This window comes from Microbispora bryophytorum (assembly GCF_043197435.1).
In the GTDB taxonomy this organism is placed as follows: Bacteria; Actinomycetota; Actinomycetes; order Streptosporangiales; family Streptosporangiaceae; genus Microbispora; species Microbispora bryophytorum.
In genome coordinates this window covers 96,581-113,962 of sequence record NZ_JBICTF010000011.1, presented here as the reverse complement: position 1 = coordinate 113,962, position 17,382 = coordinate 96,581, and the positions used below count along the sequence as shown (strand labels likewise).

At 71.5% G+C, this 17,382-nt stretch carries 18 protein-coding genes; 9 read left to right on the top strand and 9 right to left on the bottom strand.

Annotation, left to right across the window (positions count from 1 at the left end):
• Nucleotide 1 precedes the first annotated feature (1 nt).
• A complete protein-coding gene (locus tag ACGFIB_RS30795) occupies nt 2-916 on the bottom strand; it encodes a carbohydrate ABC transporter permease (RefSeq protein WP_357238621.1) in 915 nt (304 codons plus the stop codon).
• Nucleotides 917-918: 2 nt separating this feature from the next.
• Nucleotides 919-2,283, bottom strand: coding sequence for an extracellular solute-binding protein (locus tag ACGFIB_RS30790; protein ID WP_317984888.1), 1,365 nt, complete (start codon nt 2,281-2,283; stop codon nt 919-921).
• A 341-nt stretch (nt 2,284-2,624) separates the two neighbouring features.
• On the opposite strand from ACGFIB_RS30790, the gene ACGFIB_RS30785 reads away from it, so the two are divergent.
• The 4 genes from ACGFIB_RS30785 (at nt 2,625) to ACGFIB_RS30770 (ending at nt 7,576) form a co-directional block, all read left to right on the top strand.
• The gene (locus tag ACGFIB_RS30785; protein ID WP_357238623.1) at nt 2,625-5,060 is read left to right on the top strand and encodes a beta-xylosidase/alpha-l-arabinosidase; all 2,436 of its coding nucleotides are present in this window, start codon (nt 2,625-2,627) and stop codon (nt 5,058-5,060) included.
• On the top strand, nt 5,044-6,066 hold the full coding sequence (locus tag ACGFIB_RS30780) for a LacI family DNA-binding transcriptional regulator (protein ID WP_357238625.1): 1,023 nt from the start codon (nt 5,044-5,046) through the stop codon (nt 6,064-6,066). Before ACGFIB_RS30785 ends, ACGFIB_RS30780 begins: the two co-directional genes overlap by 17 nt.
• Nucleotides 6,067-6,164: 98 nt before the next feature.
• Nucleotides 6,165-6,482 (top strand): hypothetical protein, encoded by a 318-nt coding sequence (locus ACGFIB_RS30775; protein WP_357238627.1) that lies wholly within the window; start codon nt 6,165-6,167, stop codon nt 6,480-6,482.
• 113 nt (nt 6,483-6,595) lie between these two features.
• The gene (locus ACGFIB_RS30770) at nt 6,596-7,576 is read left to right on the top strand and encodes an AraC family transcriptional regulator (protein ID WP_357238629.1); all 981 of its coding nucleotides are present in this window, start codon (nt 6,596-6,598) and stop codon (nt 7,574-7,576) included.
• 18 nt (nt 7,577-7,594) lie between these two features.
• On the opposite strand, the gene ACGFIB_RS30765 is transcribed toward ACGFIB_RS30770, so the two are convergent.
• The 5 genes from ACGFIB_RS30765 to ACGFIB_RS30745 all read right to left on the bottom strand — a co-directional run bounded on the left by ACGFIB_RS30765 (nt 7,595) and on the right by ACGFIB_RS30745 (nt 10,993).
• Complete coding sequence (locus tag ACGFIB_RS30765; RefSeq protein ID WP_208762357.1) at nt 7,595-8,056, bottom strand: ATP-binding protein; 462 nt, start codon at nt 8,054-8,056, stop codon at nt 7,595-7,597.
• Nucleotides 8,057-8,324: 268 nt separating this feature from the next.
• Nucleotides 8,325-8,723, bottom strand: a complete 399-nt coding sequence (locus ACGFIB_RS30760; RefSeq protein WP_142573626.1) for a MerR family transcriptional regulator — start codon at nt 8,721-8,723, stop codon at nt 8,325-8,327.
• A 380-nt stretch (nt 8,724-9,103) separates the two neighbouring features.
• Nucleotides 9,104-9,331 (bottom strand): hypothetical protein, encoded by a 228-nt coding sequence (locus tag ACGFIB_RS30755; RefSeq protein ID WP_142573628.1) that lies wholly within the window; start codon nt 9,329-9,331, stop codon nt 9,104-9,106.
• Nucleotides 9,332-9,796: 465 nt separating this feature from the next.
• Nucleotides 9,797-10,213, bottom strand: a complete 417-nt coding sequence (locus ACGFIB_RS30750; RefSeq protein WP_142573630.1) for a hypothetical protein — start codon at nt 10,211-10,213, stop codon at nt 9,797-9,799.
• 48 nt (nt 10,214-10,261) lie between these two features.
• A complete protein-coding gene (locus ACGFIB_RS30745; protein ID WP_357238632.1) occupies nt 10,262-10,993 on the bottom strand; it encodes a TetR/AcrR family transcriptional regulator in 732 nt (243 codons plus the stop codon).
• Nucleotides 10,994-11,119: 126 nt separating this feature from the next.
• Here ACGFIB_RS30745 and ACGFIB_RS30740 point away from each other — a divergent pair, with 126 nt between their 5' ends.
• Together ACGFIB_RS30740 and ACGFIB_RS30735 are read left to right on the top strand one after the other, a co-directional pair.
• Nucleotides 11,120-11,614, top strand: coding sequence for a DUF1707 domain-containing protein (locus ACGFIB_RS30740; RefSeq protein ID WP_357238634.1), 495 nt, complete (start codon nt 11,120-11,122; stop codon nt 11,612-11,614).
• A gap of 26 nt (nt 11,615-11,640) precedes the next feature.
• Nucleotides 11,641-12,288, top strand: coding sequence for a TetR/AcrR family transcriptional regulator (locus tag ACGFIB_RS30735; RefSeq protein WP_393376618.1), 648 nt, complete (start codon nt 11,641-11,643; stop codon nt 12,286-12,288).
• 3 nt (nt 12,289-12,291) lie between these two features.
• Here ACGFIB_RS30735 and ACGFIB_RS30730 read toward each other — a convergent pair whose 3' ends face one another.
• Both ACGFIB_RS30730 and ACGFIB_RS30725 read right to left on the bottom strand, forming a co-directional pair.
• On the bottom strand, nt 12,292-13,302 hold the full coding sequence (locus ACGFIB_RS30730) for a lysylphosphatidylglycerol synthase transmembrane domain-containing protein (RefSeq protein WP_357265214.1): 1,011 nt from the start codon (nt 13,300-13,302) through the stop codon (nt 12,292-12,294).
• Nucleotides 13,303-13,449: 147 nt separating this feature from the next.
• Nucleotides 13,450-14,826: a GH1 family beta-glucosidase gene (locus ACGFIB_RS30725; RefSeq protein WP_393376616.1), complete on the bottom strand. Its 1,377-nt coding sequence runs from the start codon at nt 14,824-14,826 to the stop codon at nt 13,450-13,452.
• A gap of 297 nt (nt 14,827-15,123) precedes the next feature.
• On the opposite strand from ACGFIB_RS30725, the gene ACGFIB_RS30720 reads away from it, so the two are divergent.
• Genes ACGFIB_RS30720 through ACGFIB_RS30710 form a run of 3 tightly spaced genes read left to right on the top strand, consistent with a single transcriptional unit; the run spans nt 15,124 to nt 17,251 of the window.
• Nucleotides 15,124-15,642, top strand: coding sequence for a hypothetical protein (locus ACGFIB_RS30720; RefSeq protein WP_393376614.1), 519 nt, complete (start codon nt 15,124-15,126; stop codon nt 15,640-15,642).
• Entirely contained in the window at nt 15,635-16,711 is a 1,077-nt protein-coding gene (locus ACGFIB_RS30715) for a hypothetical protein (RefSeq protein ID WP_393376613.1), read from the top strand. The genes ACGFIB_RS30720 and ACGFIB_RS30715 overlap by 8 nt, the downstream gene beginning before the upstream one ends.
• Complete coding sequence (locus tag ACGFIB_RS30710) at nt 16,712-17,251, top strand: hypothetical protein (RefSeq protein WP_393376611.1); 540 nt, start codon at nt 16,712-16,714, stop codon at nt 17,249-17,251. It begins immediately after the preceding gene.
• Nucleotides 17,252-17,382 lie beyond the last annotated feature (131 nt).

Sequence of the window (17,382 nt, the reverse complement as noted above, 5' to 3'; positions counted from 1 at the left end):
GTCAGGCCCCTTCCAACTGACTGGCGTAGGGGTCGCGGCCGCCGATACGGCGTAGCAGCAGCGCCAGAGCGAGGCCCACGAGGACGAGGATGACACCGATCACGCAGGCCGCTCCCATGAGGTTGGCCTGGAAGCCGCGCTTGTACATGTCCAGGGCGAGCGCGCGGGTGGCGTCGCCGGGGCCGCCCTCGGTCAGCACGAAGATCAGGTCGAAGAAGGTCAGGGAGCCGACGAGCATCAGTGTCGAGGACGTGATGATCGTGTACTTGAGCTGCGGCAGCGTGATGCTGAAGAACATGCGCACCCGTCCCGCGCCGTCCAGTTCCGCGGCCTCGTAGAGCGAACGCGGGATCTGCCGTACGCCGCCCTGGTAGAGGAGCGAGTGGAACGGGATGTACTGCCACGACACCACGAAGATCACGACGCCGAAGGCGAGGCCCGGCTCGCCGAGCCAGTCCTGGGTGAGGAAGTCGAGGCCCAGCCCGGCGCCGATCCCGAAGTTCGGGTCGAGCAGCGCCTTGAAGGTGATCGCGATGGCCGCGGAGCTGAGCAGCAGCGGGATGAAGTACAGCACCGCGAGCAGTTCGCGGTAGCGCTGGTGGCCCGCCAAGAACACCCCGATCAGGATGCTGGCCGGGGTCTGGAAACCCCAGGAGAGCAGCATGATCAGGAACGTCACCCACAGCGCGTGGGGCAGGCCGGGGTCGGTGAGCACCTGCCGCCAGCTTTCGAGCCCGGTCAGCTGGATCTCGCCCAGGGTGTCCCAGGACGTGAAGCTGAGCAGCAGGACCCCGATCAGCGGAATCAGCGCGAAGACGGCGAAGGCCACCAGGGCCGGCAGCGCCAGCCAGGGCAGGACGCCGCCGCCGCGCGACACGGCGGCGGACGACGTCCTTCGAGCGGTGATGGCGGACATGCTTACTTACCGATAACCGCGTTCATGTTCGTGGCGAACTGCTGGGGCGAGATCGACATCTGGAACAGCTTGGCGATGTTGTCCAGCAGCACCTCGGCCGCGGTCGGGCTGAGCGCCTGGTCCCACGACTGGGCGAACACCTTGGCGTTGCTGGAGACGCCGTAGATGAAGTTCAGGAACTCGGCGTCCTTGGAGCCGGCGAACAGGCTGTCGGAGCCCTTGACGATCGGCACGCCACCGGTGCCGACCCAGTCCTTCTGCTCCTGGTCGTCGAGCACGCCGGTGGCGAAGAACTTCTTGGCGATCTCCTTCTGCTCCGGCGTCGCCTTCGAGGAGATCGACAGGTACTGGCCGGGGTTGCCGACGGTGTTGGTCGGGTCGCCCTTGCCTCCGTCGACCCCCGGGAAGTTCATCCAGCCGAGGCCGCCGCTGGAGACGATGTCGCCGCCCTGCTCCTGCTGGATGCCGTACGACCAGCTGCCGTGCAGCATCATCGCGGCCTTGCCGGTGTAGAGCAGCGCCTGGTCGGCGTTGGAGTCGGCGGTGACGGAGGAGAAGCCCTTGATGAAGGCGTTGGCCTTGATGAGCTCCTGCATCTTGGTCAGGGCCTCGATGGCGAGGGGGTTGTTCCAGGCGTCCTTCTCGCCGTCGAAGACGGCCTGGAACACCTCGGGGCCGCCGATGCGGTCGAAGAGGAACTCCAGCCACATCATGTTGGTCCAGCGCGACTGGCCGGCCAGGGAGAACGGCGCGACCCCCGCGTCGTTGAACTTCTTCACCAGGTCGAGGATGTCGCCGTACGACTGCGGCGGCTGGGCCCCGACCTTCTCGAAGACCTTCTTGTTGTAGAACAGGACGATCGGCTGCACGGTCTCGCACGGCATCGCGTAGATCTTGCCGTCGATCGTCGCGGCGCCGAAGGCGCCGGGGAACAGCCGGTCCTTCACGGCGGCGTTCTCGCCGAACCACGAGGTGAGGTCCTCGACCTGGCCGGCCTGCACGTAGCTGCGCAGACCGCCGCCGCCCCAGCCCCAGATGATGGTGGGCGCCTGGTTCGCGCCGATCGCCGTCTTGATCTTCGTCTTGTACGCGTCGTTCTGGATCGTGGTGATCGCGATCTGGCCGTTGGGGTTGGCCTTGTTGAATCGATCCACGGACGCGGTGCGGGGAGCCTCACCGGGCGGGCCCTGGAGGAACCAGTAGGTGGCCTTGCCCCCGCCGCCACCACCACCGGCGGCGCCGCCGCCGCTCGCGCCTCCGCCGGCCGGGGCGGGGCCGGACGTGCCGCAGGCCGCCAACGCGGCACCGAGGGGGAGGCCCATGGAGAGGGCGAGGAAGGTGCGGCGGGATGAGTTCGTGGACTCCACGCTGATCTCCGTACGTCGAACGCCGAGGCTGGCCGCGGCTCGTTGAAAAGTACTCGGACGTGGTGGGGGGCGACGTGGATCGGCACCCCGGTGCCACTGTCCACTCCTTCTTGAAGTCAGCTCGTTTCGAAATATTTCGACACAAGCCGCGTGGCACGCCAATCTAGATTTGCGGTACGTCACTGTCAAGAGCGCTCTCACGAGTTCCCCAGCTCATCGTGATGCGTGTGTAAAGTACCGACGAACAGGCGTCACGCCTGGTGATCATGGTTGGCCTGAAGATTGCCGACAGAACCGACCGCGATGCCGAAAAGTTTCGAAACTTTTTTTGAGGAGACCAAATGACGGCCCCAGATCGGACGCACGCGGCGGACGGGACGCTCCGGGCATGGCAGGACCCGGCACTCCCCGTGGCCGACCGGGTCGAGGCGCTCCTCGCCGAGATGACCCTTGAGGAGAAGGTCGGCCAGCTCGGCAGCCGGTGGTTGGGCAACGACATGCAGGCTCCCGAGGAGGCGGAGCCGGAGAACGCGCTCAATGTGGCCCCCATGCAGGATGTGTTCGCCGCCTCCGGCACGGTGCCCATCGAGGAGGCCGTACGCGATGGGCTCGGCCACCTGACGCGGGTGTTCGGCAGTGCCCCGGTGACGGCCGTGGAGGGCGCGGCGGACGTGGTGCGGCTGCAGCGCGAGGTGGTGAAGCAGTCCCGGCTCGGCATCCCGGCACTGGTCCACGAGGAGTGCCTGACCGGTTTCACCACCTACGGCGCGACCGTCTACCCGGCGGCCATCGCCTGGGGCGCGACCTTCGACCCCGAGCTGGTGGAGCGGATGGCCGCCGCCATCGGCAGGGACATGCGGGCCGTGGGCGCCCACCAGGGCCTGTCGCCGGTGCTGGACGTGGTGCGCGACTACCGGTGGGGCCGGGTCGAGGAGACCCTGGGCGAGGACCCGTACCTCGTCGCGATGCTCGGCGCGGCCTACGTGCGCGGCCTGGAGAAGGCCGGGGTCATCGCCACGCTCAAGCACTTCGCCGGCTACTCCGCCTCGCGGGCGGCCCGCAACCACGGCCCGGTCCCCATGGGCCGCCGCGAGCTGATGGACATGATCCTGCCGACGTTCGAGACCGCCATCGCCGAGGGCGGCGCGCGCTCGGTCATGAACTCCTACTCGGACGTGGACGGCGTGCCCGCCGCCGCCGACCCCTGGCTGCTGACCGAGGTGCTGCGCGACGAGTGGGGGTTCACCGGTACGGTCGTGTCGGACTACTGGGCGATCGCGTTCCTCGCGAAGATGCACCAGGTCGCCGCGGACCACGAAGAGGCCGGGGTGCTCGCGCTGACCGCGGGCATCGACGTCGAGCTGCCCGACACGCTCGGCTTCGGCCGGCACCTGGTCGAGCGGGTGCGGCGGGGCGAGCTGCCCGAGGACCTGGTGGACCGGGCCGCGCGCCGCCTGCTCACCCAGAAGGTGCAGCTCGGGCTGCTCGACCCGGACTGGACGCCGGAGGGGTCGGTGGCCGGCGCGGACACCGTGGACCTCGACTCGCCGGACAACCGGGCGCTGGCCCGGGAGCTGGCCGAGCGGTCGATCGTGCTGCTCGACGCGGGCGACGCGCTGCCGTTGCTCGGGGAAGGGCGCCCGGGGCCGCGCCGGGTCGCCGTGGTCGGGCCCTGCGCCGACGACCCGCGCACGTTCATGGGCTGCTACGCCTTCCCCAACCACGTGCTGCCCCGCCACCCGAACCTCGGGCTCGGCGTTGAGGCGCCCAGCCTGCTCGACGCGCTGCGCGCCGAGCTGCCGGACGCCGAGATCGTCCACGAGCGGGGCTGCGACTGGCGGGACGAGGACCGGTCGGGCTTCGCCGCCGCCCTCGCGGCCGCCCGCGAGTCCGACCTGTGCGTGGCCGTCGTCGGCGACCTCGCCGGGCTGTTCGGGCAGGGCACCTCCGGCGAGGGCTGCGACGCCGAGGACCTGCGGCTGCCGGGGACGCAGGAGGACCTGCTGATCGAGCTGGCCGCCACCGGCACGCCGGTCGTGGTGGTCGTGGTGTCGGGCCGGCCGTACGCGCTGGGGCGGGTGCGCGAGGGCGCCGCCGCGATCGTGCAGGCGTTCATGCCGGGCGAGGAGGGCGGGGCGGCCATCGCGGGCGTCCTGTCCGGACGGGTGCAGCCCAGCGGGAAGCTGCCGGTGCAGATCCCGCGGACGCCGGGCGGGCAGCCGGGGACCTACCTGCAGCCGCCGCTGGGCTCCGACAGCCACGGGATCAGCAACCTCGACCCGACGCCGCTGTTCCCGTTCGGCTACGGCGCGTCCTACACCGCCTTCGAGGTCGGCGACCTGGAGATCAGCGACTCCGAGGTCTCCACCGACGGGGAGTTCACCGTGTCGGTCCGCGTGCGCAACACCGGCGGCCGGGCGGGCGAGGAGGTCGTCCAGCTCTACCTGCACGACGTGCTGGCGCAGGTGACCAGGCCGGTGCGGCAGCTCGCCGGGTTCGCCCGGGTGCGGCTGGAGCCCGGCGAGAGCGCGCGGGCGACCTTCGTCGTGCACGCGGACAGGACCGCCTTCACCGGCCGCGACCTGCGGCGGATCGTCGAGCCCGGAGACGTCGACGTCTTCGTGGGCACCTCGGCGTCGGACCTGCCGTGCCAGGGCCGCGTACGGCTGACCGGCCCGCTGCGCCACGTCGGCCACGACCGGCGGCTGGTCACTCCCGTGGAGGTGCGATCGGCGGCGGGTCCCGATCAGGGAGGAACAGATGCCGCCCAGTCGTAGGCGGGCCACCCTCGCCACGGTCGCGGCCTCGGCGGGCGTGTCGGTCGCGACCGTGTCGAAGGTGCTCAACGGCCGCAGCGACGTCGCGCCGGAGACCCGTTCCCTGGTGCTGTCGCTGCTGGAGCAGCACGACTACGTCGCGCCGCCGCAGCGCCGGGGCGAGGTGGCGCCCGACACGATCGAGGTGGAGTTCGACGCGGACCTCAACGCGTACTCCACCGAGATCGTCCAGGGTGCGGTGCAGGCCGGGGCCGATCTCGACGTGGCGGTCGTGGTGAGCATCCGGCGCGACGCCGACCGCACCGCGGGGTGGGCGCGCGAGCTGGTCGCGGCCGGACGGCGGGCGCTGGTCGCCGTCACCGGTGAGCTGACCTCCGGGCAGCTCGCCGCGCTGTCACGGGCGCGGCTGCCCCTGGTCGTGATCGACCCGCTGAACCTGCCGCGGACCCGGGTGACCAGCGTCGGCTCGACGAACTTCGCCGGTGGCCTGGCCGCGACGCAGCACCTGCTCGGGCTGGGGCACCGGCGCGTCGCCTATCTGGGCGGCCCGGCCACCGCGACCTGCAACCAGGCCCGGCTGCACGGGTACCGGGCCGCCATGGAGGCCGGGGACGCGTCCGTCCTGCCCGGCTACGTGCGGACCGGGCACTTCCACTACCACGACGGAATGACGGGCGGAACGGCCCTGCTCGACCTGCCCGAGGCGCCCTCGGCGATCTTCGCGGGCTGCGACGACATCGCGCTCGGCGTGCTGGAGGCGGCCAGGGCACGGGGGCTGCGCGTGCCCGAGGACCTCAGCATCGTGGGGTTCGACGACACGCAGATCGCCCGGATGGCCTCGCCGCCCCTGACCACCGTGCGGCAGCCGCTGCGGGAGATGGGCGCCGTCGCGGTGCGTACGGCGCTGCGCCTGGCGGCCGGGGAACAGGTCGAGTCTCACCACGTCGAACTCGCGACGGAGCTCGTGGTGCGCGGCTCGACCGCACCGGCGCACACTGGCTGGTGAGGCCCGGGGAAGCAAATCCGCCGAGCGAACGTTGCATGATGCAATAGTCACCGTGCAATGGTCACTGCGCAGTAGCCGCGTGAAAGTTGGTGGTCTCGATGACCGTCCGGGCAAAGGCACTGATCACGCTCCTCCCCTCCGACCAGGGCGGTCTGCCGCACGAACTTCCCTCCCGCACCCAGTCGCTGGTGATCTGCGCCTGTGCGGGGGAGGAGGACAGCCGGTCCAGCCGGCCGTTCCAGGCGGCGATCACGGCGGACGATGAGGAGCCGCTGACCCCCGGAGACCGGCTGCATGTGGTGACCATCGCGACCACCGACGACGACGCGGTCGAGTATCTGCGCCCCGGGGAGCGTTTCCGCCTGTGGTGCGGCCACGACGTCGGCAGCGGGATCGTCTCCCGCCGCCTCATCTGACCGTCCGGCCGGTCCTCATCGCGGCCGTGTCCCACCCCGGCGGGCGCGCGCGTAGGCTTGTCTCGCGCCCGCCACCTGCGGGAATGGGAGGCCTGCCCGCTGGGGGAGGCGATATGGCCGAACAGTCGCTACCACTCGCCGCGCATCTGCGGCTGCACACACACGACGTCGACGAGGCCCGTGCGCGGGTCGGAAACGAGCTCGGCGACCACGGGCTGCGCCCGGTGAATTCGGAGACCCGGCTCGACACCCGCTTGAACGGGATGGCGTTCGACGGGGTGGGGTTGTACTCGCTCCGTTACGGCACGGAGGTGCTGATCACGCCGCAGCCGGTGGACAGCTACCTGCTCGTCGAGATCCCGCTGGCCGGCGCGGCGGAGGTGTCCCACGGCCGTGATCGGATCGTGTCGACGCCCGAGCTCGCCTCCGTGCTGTCGCTGACGCGGCCCATGTCCATGCGATGGGCCCCCGGCCACGAGTCGATGATCGTCCGCTTCGGCCGGGCGGTGCTCGAAGCCCACCTCGGCAAGCTCCTGGGGCGCACGCCCCGCAGGCCGCTCACCTTCTCGCTCGGGCTGGACCTGACCCGGCCCCCCGCCCGATCGTGGCTCTCGGTCGTCGAGCTGCTCAGGCGAGAGGCGGAGACCGGCGGCGCCATGCTGGAGCAGCCCGTCGCGCTCGGGCAGCTGGAGGGGCTGCTCATGACACAGTTGCTGCTGGCCCAGCCCAGCAACTACAGCGAGGCGCTGTCGGCCGTGCAGCCCCGGGTCGCGCCGACGGCGGTGGAACGGGCGGTGGACGTGATCGAGGCGCGGGCGGCGGAACCGCTCAGCGTGGAGGAGCTCGCCGAGGCGGTGGGCGTCGGCACGCGGGCGCTCCAGGAGGGGTTCCGGCGTCAGCTGGAGACGACGCCCATGAGCTACCTGCGGGAGGTGCGCCTCGAGCGGGTGCGCGCCGAGCTCAGGGTCTGCGATCCGGGCGCCACCACGGTCACCGACGTCGCCTACCGGTGGGGGTTCGTCCATCTGGGGCGGTTCGCCCTTGCCTATCGCCGGCGTTTCGGGGAGTCGCCGTCGGAGACGCTGCGCCGCTGAGCGCGGGCGCGGGGCCGCTCAGCGGGCCGGCAGGTCCGCCCACCACGTGGTCGTGCCACAGGGACGGTGCACGCAGCCGTGCCGGATGGCGAGGGCGTCGACGACGACGGCGCCGCGCCCGCTCTCGTCCGGGGGCGCCGCGGCCCCCGGCCACACCGGTGCCGCTCCGGCGTCGGTGACCTCGACCCGGATGACGTCGTGATCGCCCTCCGAGCGGAGGAGGAGCCGGAACTCGGCCGGCGGCAGGGCGTGGAGCACGGCGTTGGTCACCATCTCGGAGATCACCAGCACGGCCTCCTGCGCGGCGTGCCCGGGCGTTCCCCAGGCCACCAGGACGCCGAGCGCACGGTGTCGCAGGCCGCAGATCTCCTGAGGAGAGTGCGGCACCGGACACGTGTATCCGGAAACGACCGTCTCGGCCGTGCGGGCGCCGGCGCGCTCCATGGTCTGCGAGTTCATCGTGTCGTGCTCCTTCGTCACCAGCCGGCACCTCCATCGGCGAAGCGCCCCCGACGCTTCGTACCGCGGTGCGTCAAACGGTCGGACAGGGCGTCACTTATCGCAGATTAGGCATGCCGCAGGACCGCCTGCTATCCCCAAGGCGAGGGCGGGTATCCGTATAACGAACCATTACCTGACGTCGTGGAGGGTGGCGCGCTCATGGGCCGGACGAGCGCGTAGCCACCCTGACGGGCCCTCACGGTAAAGGCTCTCCCGGCAGGCCGCTCCCGGGCGCGAGGGAGACGGATCAGCGGGCGGACGTGGTCTTCGGGGCGTTCAGCCGCTGACGCCGGAGCTGCTCGGCGAACTCCCTGGCCATCGCGAGCTGCTCGCGCAGTTTGTCGGCGCGTTCCGCGACCGCCCTCTCGAACAGCTGCAGCCGGGCGAGCAGGCCGGGTTCGTCGTCGTCGCGGGCGAGCCGGTCCGTGATCTCCAGCAGGTCGCGCATCTCCTCCAGCGTGAACCCCAGCGGCTTCATCCGCCTGATCAGCGCCAGGCGCTGCACGTCCTGCTCGCTGTAGAGCCGGAAACCCCCCTGCGTGCGGGCGGGCACGATCAGGCCGACCTCTTCGTAATGGCGGATGGTGCGCAGGGACAGCCCGAGCCGCTCGGCGACCTCGCCGATCTGGGCCAGACCTTCAGGCATCGCTCCGCTCACCTTTCCTGCCGCCGTGGTCACCGCCCCCATGCGGGTACCGCCGCCACCCACGGGCTACCCTCACGTACGGGTGGGGTTTCGCGGAACGGCGCCCTGGAACTCTTCGGCGAAGACACCTGTCGTCCAGGAGCCCGGCTGGAGGGGAGCACAAGCATAAGGCCCTTGACCCGCCCCGGTGGAAGTCGGCGGCGGCGCCGCTCCCACCGCGACGGCGCGCCCGGCGAGGGGGAAGGGCCAGGCGGGCCGTGCGGTGGCGTCGCCTGCGACGGACGAGCACGCGGCGAAGCGGAGTTCCATCACAAGCGGGGCAGACCCTACTCTTACGGCAGGTTGTAGGGCAATAACCACCCGGCGGCCGGCGCTCGCGATCAGTAGGTGCTGGGCTCCGGATCCTCGACGCTCCACATCACCGTGCCGTCCGGCCGGACGCACCGCCGGCGGACCCGGGTGACCAGTTGCGTCGGCAGTTGGAGCGCCGCCACCCAGGACCCGTTCCTGCTCCGTTCGAAACAGATGTTGTCGCCGTTGACGACGACGCGGTCGGCGGTGAGGGTGCGCTGAAACCCGCTGTACATCATGACGCGGTAGACGGACATCGTCCTCCTCTCCACGTGCGGTCTCTCGTGTGGCCGGACCCGCCGCTGAGGAGGCTCCCGCGCGGGCGGGCCCCGGTGGGCGGCGGGGCCGCCCGGACGCCTGGTCTTCCGGCGGTGACGACGCGGGGCGCGGGGACTGGACGTCGCGGGACGGCAGCGCGTCGGCCGGGAGAACCACGTGACCAGCCCTCACCCTACTCTGACGTCAGAGTAGGCGAACCCCGAGGGCGGAGGGGCACAGGGTGGGTGGAGGGGCACAGGGCGGACGGCACATGCCCCCGGCGTTCTCTTCGCGCCCAGCCGGATCACCGGCCATCACACGTGAGCGGGGCCCGCGCGGGACGTGACGGGCGGTCTGTCCGCCGCCGTCCCGCGCGGGCCCCGTAGCGCACTCTCTTGCTCTCGCTTACCCCCGGGATCGGGTGTCATGCGCGGTTCTTCCCACCGGTCGCCGCGGTCGCCCGGTCAGCTCGTCAGCAGGCCGATGCCGAGGGTCAGCACGCCCGCCGCGAGGCAGAGCGCGCCCAGCCAGAGCAGCATGATCAGACGGTTCGGCCGGGTCACGTCCCGTCCGATGGACGACAGGAAGAACCCGGCGGACATCAGCACGGCGGCGGCCGGCACGCCGAGCCGGGCGATCCACAGGGTGGCGCCGCCGAGGCCGGTGGCGTCGACGAAGAGGAGGCACACCAGCCCCAGGGTGACCAGCACCCCCGCGTGCGCGTGGCCGGCACGGGCGAACGTCTGCTGGAAGGGCGTCATCGGCACCGCGCCGCGGACGATCCGGGTGAGGAACCACCCGCCGAACTCGATGGTCACGATGGTCAGCAGGACGACGCCGGCGATCACCTGGGTCGGCTGGCTGAGCTGCAGGGGGGTCATGGGATCTCCTGTCCGAACGTGATGGGGCGTACGGGGACGGCGGGGGGGTCAGCGGCCGGTGTCCAGGGCGGTCTCGGGAAGGCCGAGTGTCCGCGCGAGCTCGGCCAGCTCCGCCTCGAACAGATCGCCCTTCTCGTCGCCGACGACTCGCGGAAGGCCGAGCGACTCCAGGCAGACCATTCCGTAGAGCCGCATCCAGCAGCGGGTGAAGGCGGCCGCGGCGGCCGTGGAGGGCATTGAGACCTCCAGGATCCGGACGAGCCGCTCGGCCAGCGGCTCGATCTGGGGCTCGCGAGGCCAGGGAGCGGGGGAGGCGCTGCCGTAGTCCCTCCAGGCTCCGGCGAAGATCTCTCCGAACAGCCTGCCCACCTGGCGTCGTGCATGGCCGAGGGCCTGGTTCTCCTCCTCCGGCGGGGACACGACCAGGGAGAGGTGGAACTCCCGGGGGTGCTCGACCCCCCAGCGCCGCAGCGCCCTGCTCGCGACCACGAGCCTGCCCGCCGTGTCCGCCTCGTCCACCTCGTCGGTCCTGGCGGCGACGAACTCGGTGAGCTCGTCCAGGATCGCCACGATGACCGCGTCGAGGAGGGCGCGGTGGCCGTCGAAGTAGCGGTAGACCCCGGGCGGGGTCATCCCCATCTCCCGGGCGACCGCCCGGATCGTCAGTGCTTCCGCGCCCTGGGTGGTCAGGATCTCGCGGCTCACCGTGATCAGCTCGCGCAACGTGGCGTCGCGCACCCTCTGGCGTCGTGAAGGACCGGTCGTCGAGGACCCCTCCATCGGCCTGTCTCCCTTCTTGTGTTTACACATGTTAACTCTAGCATCTTGCAGTAGCTAATGCGTTTATGCGACGCTGAGGTTATCAACGTTCGCGGCAAATCGCCCGCCCGGTCCCTGGAGGCTCCCTTGACCACCGACTCCGGCACAGCGCTGCGCTCCAGACCCGCCGCCCCGGCAACCGCGCCCCTGGCCGGCGCCGCCGAGCGCGACCGTGCCGTCGAAGTGCTCGGCGACGCGTTCGGCGCCGGCTACCTGACCAAGGAGGAGTTCGACGAGCGTCTCGACGTCGCTACGCGAGCGCGGCACCGCACCGAGCTCGACGTCCTCCTCGCCGACCTGCCGGCCGAGTTGCGTACGTCGAGGGACCGGGCGCGGCGCCGGGCCCGCAAGGCCAGGGCGGCCAGGCTCGGCGTGCGCATCCACGCCGGCGTCTATGCCGGCACATCGCTTCTCATGGTGGCCGTCTGGCTCGCCGTCGGACGGGCCGCGGACGTCTGGTATCCGTGGCCGATCTGGCCCGTCCTGGGCTGGGGCATCGGAGTGCTCGGCCACGCCGTGCCCGTGACCCTGGCGGTCCGCGCCCGCGAACGCCGGGGGAAGACATTCAATTCAATCGCTTGACTTACCGCACCGATTCCGATGCGGTGGTGAGGGTGACGGAAAGGTTACGGGCCGAACGGGTCAGCGTGACCCGCGAGCGGATTCTGTCGGCGGCGGAGCGGCTGTTCGCCGAGCACGGCGTGTTCGCCGTGTCCAACCGGCAGGTCAGCGAGGCCGCGGGGCAGGGCAACAACGCCGCGGTCGGCTACCACTTCGGCACCAAGGCGGATCTCGTACGCGCGATCACCCGCAGACACGCCGAGCCGGTCGATCGGATACGCGAGCGGATGCTGGCCGACGTCGGCGACTCCGCCGACGTACGCGACTGGGTGGCCTGCCTGGTCCGCCCGGTCACCGAGCATCTGGCCGCGCAGGGCAACCCGACCTGGTATGCCCGCTTCCTCGCCCAACTGGTGACCGATCCCGCGCTGCGTGCGATCGTCGCCGAGGAGACGCACGCCTCGCTGCGACGGGCGGCGGACGGGTTCATCCGCTGCCTGCCCGAGCTGCCCGCCGAGGTCCGGGCGGAGCGCGGCGAGATGACGCGGCAACTGATCACGCACGTGTGCGCCGAACGCGAGCGCGCTCTCGCGGAAGGCGCCTCCACGTCCAGATCCAGCTGGCACGGCACGGCCACCGGGCTGATCGACGCGCTCGTCGGACTGTGGCTCGCGCCCGTTTCCCGGGATCGGTGAGCGTCACCTCGCCGGACGCACGCCCGCCTCGTCCTCGTGGTGGCCGACGAGGCCGAGCAGCCACCGTCCGGGCGCGGCCAGCCGGGCCCGGACCCCGTCGTGGAGCAGCAACCAGGCGACCCAGCCGACGGCGAGCACGGCCCAGTACGAGATCAGCCGGTAGAGCGCGACGACGGCCACCGCCATGCTGCCGGTGACGCCCGCTCCGACGAACGTGGCGGCCATGCCGAGCTCGGTGACGCCGAGCCCGCCGGGGATGACCGCGACCGTCGTGGCGACCTTGCCCGCCACGTAGCCGAGCAGCACGGTGTGCGGCCCCAGTGCGACCCCCGCCGCCGCGCATACCGCGGCCAGGCAGGCCACGTCCATAAGCCAGTTGGCCAGCGCGAGAACGGCGAGGACCAGGCGGTCGCCGCCGGCGGGCCTGAGCGCGTCCCTGGCGGCGAGAACCTGTGGGGAGGCGCAGGAACGGTGCCCGCCGGGTCGCCGGCGCAGCCGCACCACCGCGACGGCGGCCGCCGCGACGGCGCCCAGCGCGATCAGCGCCGGGCCCCGGGTCGCGTCGCCGCCCAGCAGCGCGACCAGCCCCAGCACGGCGAAAGTGGCGGTCGAGTACACGGCACTGAGCACGAGCGTCGCCACCGACAGCGGCTTGGACGCACCGAGCCGGCCGAGCTCACGGATGGTGAAGGCGGCCGAGAGCACCGGTCCGGCGGGCAGGGAGCTGGACACGGCGTTGCGCGCGTACGCGACGGCCACGGAGCGTGGCCGGGTGAGCCTGACGCCGCCGCTCCTGAGCAGGCGGCGCAGCAGCCCAGCGAAGAGCCTCATCGAGAGGCCCTCGGCGACAACGGCGACGGCCAGCCAGCCCGGGTTCACGCCTCGAACCGACGCCCAGACCGCGTCCGGGTCGGGAATCCTGTCCCTGAGGGCGAACAGTGCGACTCCGGCCACGCCGACGACGGCGGCGCCTCTGAGCCGGCGCGCTGCGTGGGCGACGGAGGCAGGGGACATGCGCGGGTTCTCCGTTGCGCGATCGGGGTGGTGCGCGCCTAAATCAAGCGACTGACTTACGTTAGCATCGCGGTTTTCCCCGCTCAGGAGCGGATCCGGTCTTCGCGCTCCCGCTGCCGCAGCCGAGGTGGCGGGTGAGAACGGTGATCACGCCCGCTCCTTCTCCGCCTTCTCCTTCTCCGCGGCGACGCGCTCGGCGTAGTAGCGCGCGGAGCGCTTCGGCGTCCTGCGGAGCGTGTCGTAGTCGACCCGGACGATGCCGAACCTGCGGTCGTAGCCGAATGCCCACTCGAAGTTGTCGAGCAGCGACCAGGCGAAGTAGCCGCGGACGTTCGCGCCGCGCGCGCGGGCCTCCAGCGTCGCGTCGATGTGCGCCCGCAGATACTCCGCCCGCTCGACGTCGTCCACGTAACCGTTCTCGTCGGGCACGTCGGCGTACGCGGCGCCGTTCTCGGTGATGTACCAGGCCGGACCGGGATACTCCCGTTCGAGGCGGAGCAGTAGATCCGTCAGCGCGGCGGGGGTGACCTCCCAGTCCATCGCGGTGCGCGGGACGTCGCGGCGCAGAGCCACCGGCGACGGCCAGCCGTTCTGACCCACCGGCCCGGCCTGTACGGCCTGCGAGGAGTAGTAGTTGACGCCGAGCACGTCCAGCGGCTGCGCGATCAGCGCGAGGTCGCCGTCCCTGACCGGGAGCGGGCATCCCAGCTCGTCGAGCTTGTCCGCGATGTCGGCCGGATACTCACCCCGCAGCAGCGGGTCGAGGTACAGCCGGTTGTCGAACCCGTCCGCCCAGCGGGCGGCGGCGACGTCGGCCGGGGAGTCGCTCGCGGGGATCTTGGGCGCGAGGTTGAGCGTGATGCCCACCTCCAGCCGGTCGGAGCGGCCGCTCGCCTCCGCCCTGTCGCGGATCGCCCGGGTCGCCAGCCCGTGTCCCAGCAGCAGGTGGTGGAGGGCGGCCATCCCCGCGCGGGCGTCCTGGCGCCCCGGGGCGTGCTGGCCGGTCATATAGCCGAGGAAGGCCGAGCACCACGGCTCGTTCAGGGTCGTCCACTGGTCCACCCGGTCGCCCAGCGCGTCGTAGGCGATGGCCGCGTAGTCGGCGAAACGGTATGCGGTGTCGCGGCTCGGCCAGCCCCCCGCGTCCTCCAGGGCCTGGGGGAGATCCCAGTGATAGAGCGTCACCCACGGGCGGATGCCCTTGGCCAGCAACTCGTCGACGAGACGGTCGTAGAAGGCGATCCCCGCGGGGTTGCCCCCGCCGGTGCCGTCCGGCTGCACCCGGGGCCAGGCGAGGGAGAAGCGGTACACGTCCATCCCGAGTTCGGCCATGATCGCCACGTCCTCGGGCATGCGGTGGTAGTGATCGCACGCGACGGCTCCGGTGTCGCCGTCCGTCACCGTGCCAGGAGTCGCGCAAAAGGTGTCCCAGATGGACGGGGTGCGCCCGTCCTCGGCCACGGCGCCCTCGATCTGGTACGACGAGGTCGCCGTGCCCCACAGGAAGTTCGCATGCTGCGTCATCAGGTCAGATTTCCTTCACGAAGGTAGTTATCAGGTCCCGGCCAGGCAGTGTGTCAGAACATCGAGCTCGGCGGACCGGCGCCTGACCTTCGAGCCGCCGATCACCCACACCGTCTCGCCGGAGGGACGTCGACGGCGTCCGGGCGCGTTCAAGCTTCGGTCGCGATGGGGTCGGTGACCGTATTCATGGGTGCGTCCTGCCCGGCGGAAACGCCCTCCGCTTTCTATCGTGTCCCCTGAAGTGATCTCTGGTGCTGCCGCCCATGCTCTGGGCGTTGACATATTCGGGGGACGAGCATGCGACTCAGGCCGCTCGCGTTGGTTTCGGGAATCGCGCTCGGGTTGGCGGTGCTGACCGGTCCGGCCGCCACGGCCGCGGACACGACGGTGACCTTCACGGTCACGTCGGGTGCGTTGACGATCACGGCGCCCGCCGGTCCGGTGAGTCTGGGCAGTGCCCAAGCGGGCGGCACGGTCAGCGGGCCGATCGGCACGGTCACGGTGACCGACGCCCGAGGCGGTGTGCCCACCTCGGACTGGACGGCGCGGGTGTCGTCCACGGCCTTCGCGGGCCCGAGCGACACGGTCCCGGCCTCCGCGGCGACCTACACGCCGGGTCCCGGCACGCTGATCGTCGGCAACGGGACGCTGACGCCCGGCCCCGGCGGGACCCTGGACGTGCAGCGGGTCGCGATGACCTACACCGGCGGCACGGGCAACAGCCAGGCGACCTGGAATCCGACCATCTCGGTGACCATCCCGCTGTCGGCCGGTCTCGGCACCTACACGGGCACGGTGACGCACTCTGTTGCCTGATCGACTCATCGGCTGGGTCGCGGGCGTCCTGCTCGCCGTTCCGGGTGCGGGCACGGCAGGCGCGGCGCTCGCGGCCGTCCCGGGCCCCTCCGCCGTGGCCGCCGTGGCCGCCGTGGCCGCCGTGGCCGCCGCGGCGGCCACGGATCGGGGGGATCCCGGGCAGGGGCTGGGCATCCGGCTGGTCGACGCACCCGTCGCCCGCCGCGCCGACCCTCGCGCGCTCAAGGGCGTGGTCGATCACCTCGATCCCGGCACCACCATCAAGCGGCGGATCGAGGTGTCCAACACCAGCGGCCACCGGATGCGCGTCTCGCTGTATCCGGCGGCGGCCGACATCCGCGGCCACGCGTTCGTCTTCGCCCCCGACCGGACCCCGAACGAACTGACGACCTGGACCAGCATCGCGCCCGCGGAGATCGACCTGGCCCCCGGGCAGGCCCGCCGGGCCTGGTTCACCACCCGCGTGCCGTCCGACGCGTGGAAGGGCGAGCGGTACGGGGTGATCTGGGCGCAGACCACCGCGGAGCCGGACCAGGTGCACAACATCGGCCTGGCCAGCCGGGTCGGCATCCGGATGTACCTCGACATCGGCCCGGGCGGCGAGCCGCCGTCCAACATGAGCATCGACCGTCTCACTCCGGAGCGGGACGCCACCGGTCGCCCGGTCCTGGCCGCTCAGGTGCACAACACCGGCGGCCGGGCCCTGGACCTGTCCGGCTCGCTGTCGCTGTCCGACGGGCCGGGCGGGCTGCGCGCCGGACCCTACCCGGCGCAGCTGGGCGTCGCGCTGCGCCCGGGCGAGACCGGGCGGCTGGCCGTCGTCATGGACGCACGGCTGCCTGAGGGCCCCTGGAAGGTGGACATGGTCGTGCAGAGCGGCCTGATCAAACGCGAGGTCTCCGCGACCGTCGTCTTCCCCAAGGCCGGTATCGGCCGGCCCGTCACCCCGTCCGGCGCGTCGCGGCTGATCCTCCCCTCGATCGTCGTCGCACTGGGTCTCGTGGCCGCCGGTGTCCTGACCTGGCGCCGCCGCAGGGCCGGATCCCATCCCGAACCCCGAAGGGCATAAATGCGCAGACGCATCAACCCCCTCGCCACCTCGATCGTCCTGGCCGCCGCCCTGCCCGCCCCCTCGGCGTCCGCGACTGTCGCACCGGCCACCTACGTCCTGGCCAGGGCGGGAGAGCTGACCATCACCGCTCCCGTCGCGGTGTCGCTGGGCAGCGGGCCACCTGGAAGCCAGCCCAGCACGCAGATGGGCACGGTGACGGTGACCGACCGCCGCGAACCCGGCTCGGGCGCATGGACGGCCACCGTCTCCTCGACCAACTACACCCGCACCACCGCGCCGGTGGTCACCATCGGCCGGGCCAACATGAGCTACTGGTCCGGCCCGGCGAGTACAACCCAGGGTGGCGGGACCTTCATCCCCGGCCAGCCGACCGCCGCGAGCAGGGTCACCCTCGCCGCCCCGCGGACGGCGTTCTCCCACACCGCCGTGGCGGGGATCAACAACGCCAGCTGGAACCCCACCCTGGTGCTGTCGATCCCTTTCTCCGGTGTGACCGCCGGCACCTACACCGGCGTCGTCACCCACTCCGTCGCATGACCCCGGCGACCGGCGAGATCGCCACAGTCCGACGATGTACGTCTCTCAGGGTGATACAGCCACTTAGGACGCTCATACAACTTTCGTCCCGATTACAACTGCTGTATCCCCTTCTGTTGCGCTGCTCTGTG

Bases quoted from the DNA above. Each gene is read 5' to 3' on its own strand.
- ACGFIB_RS30785 (WP_357238623.1), top strand. From the start codon at position 2,625: ATGACGGCCCCAGATCGGACGCACGCGGCGGACGGGACGCTCCGGGCA.
- ACGFIB_RS30730 (WP_357265214.1), bottom strand. From the start codon at position 13,302: ATGTCCCCTGCCTCCGTCGCCCACGCAGCGCGCCGGCTCAGAGGCGCC.
- ACGFIB_RS30750 (WP_142573630.1), bottom strand. From the start codon at position 10,213: ATGACCCCCCTGCAGCTCAGCCAGCCGACCCAGGTGATCGCCGGCGTC.
- ACGFIB_RS30780 (WP_357238625.1), top strand. From the start codon at position 5,044: ATGCCGCCCAGTCGTAGGCGGGCCACCCTCGCCACGGTCGCGGCCTCG.
- ACGFIB_RS30760 (WP_142573626.1), bottom strand. From the start codon at position 8,723: ATGCCTGAAGGTCTGGCCCAGATCGGCGAGGTCGCCGAGCGGCTCGGG.
- ACGFIB_RS30745 (WP_357238632.1), bottom strand. From the start codon at position 10,993: ATGGAGGGGTCCTCGACGACCGGTCCTTCACGACGCCAGAGGGTGCGC.
- ACGFIB_RS30770 (WP_357238629.1), top strand. From the start codon at position 6,596: ATGGCCGAACAGTCGCTACCACTCGCCGCGCATCTGCGGCTGCACACA.
- ACGFIB_RS30720 (WP_393376614.1), top strand. From the start codon at position 15,124: ATGCGACTCAGGCCGCTCGCGTTGGTTTCGGGAATCGCGCTCGGGTTG.
- ACGFIB_RS30710 (WP_393376611.1), top strand. From the start codon at position 16,712: ATGCGCAGACGCATCAACCCCCTCGCCACCTCGATCGTCCTGGCCGCC.
- ACGFIB_RS30795 (WP_357238621.1), bottom strand. From the start codon at position 916: ATGTCCGCCATCACCGCTCGAAGGACGTCGTCCGCCGCCGTGTCGCGC.
- ACGFIB_RS30755 (WP_142573628.1), bottom strand. From the start codon at position 9,331: ATGTCCGTCTACCGCGTCATGATGTACAGCGGGTTTCAGCGCACCCTC.
- ACGFIB_RS30725 (WP_393376616.1), bottom strand. From the start codon at position 14,826: ATGACGCAGCATGCGAACTTCCTGTGGGGCACGGCGACCTCGTCGTAC.
- ACGFIB_RS30775 (WP_357238627.1), top strand. From the start codon at position 6,165: ATGACCGTCCGGGCAAAGGCACTGATCACGCTCCTCCCCTCCGACCAG.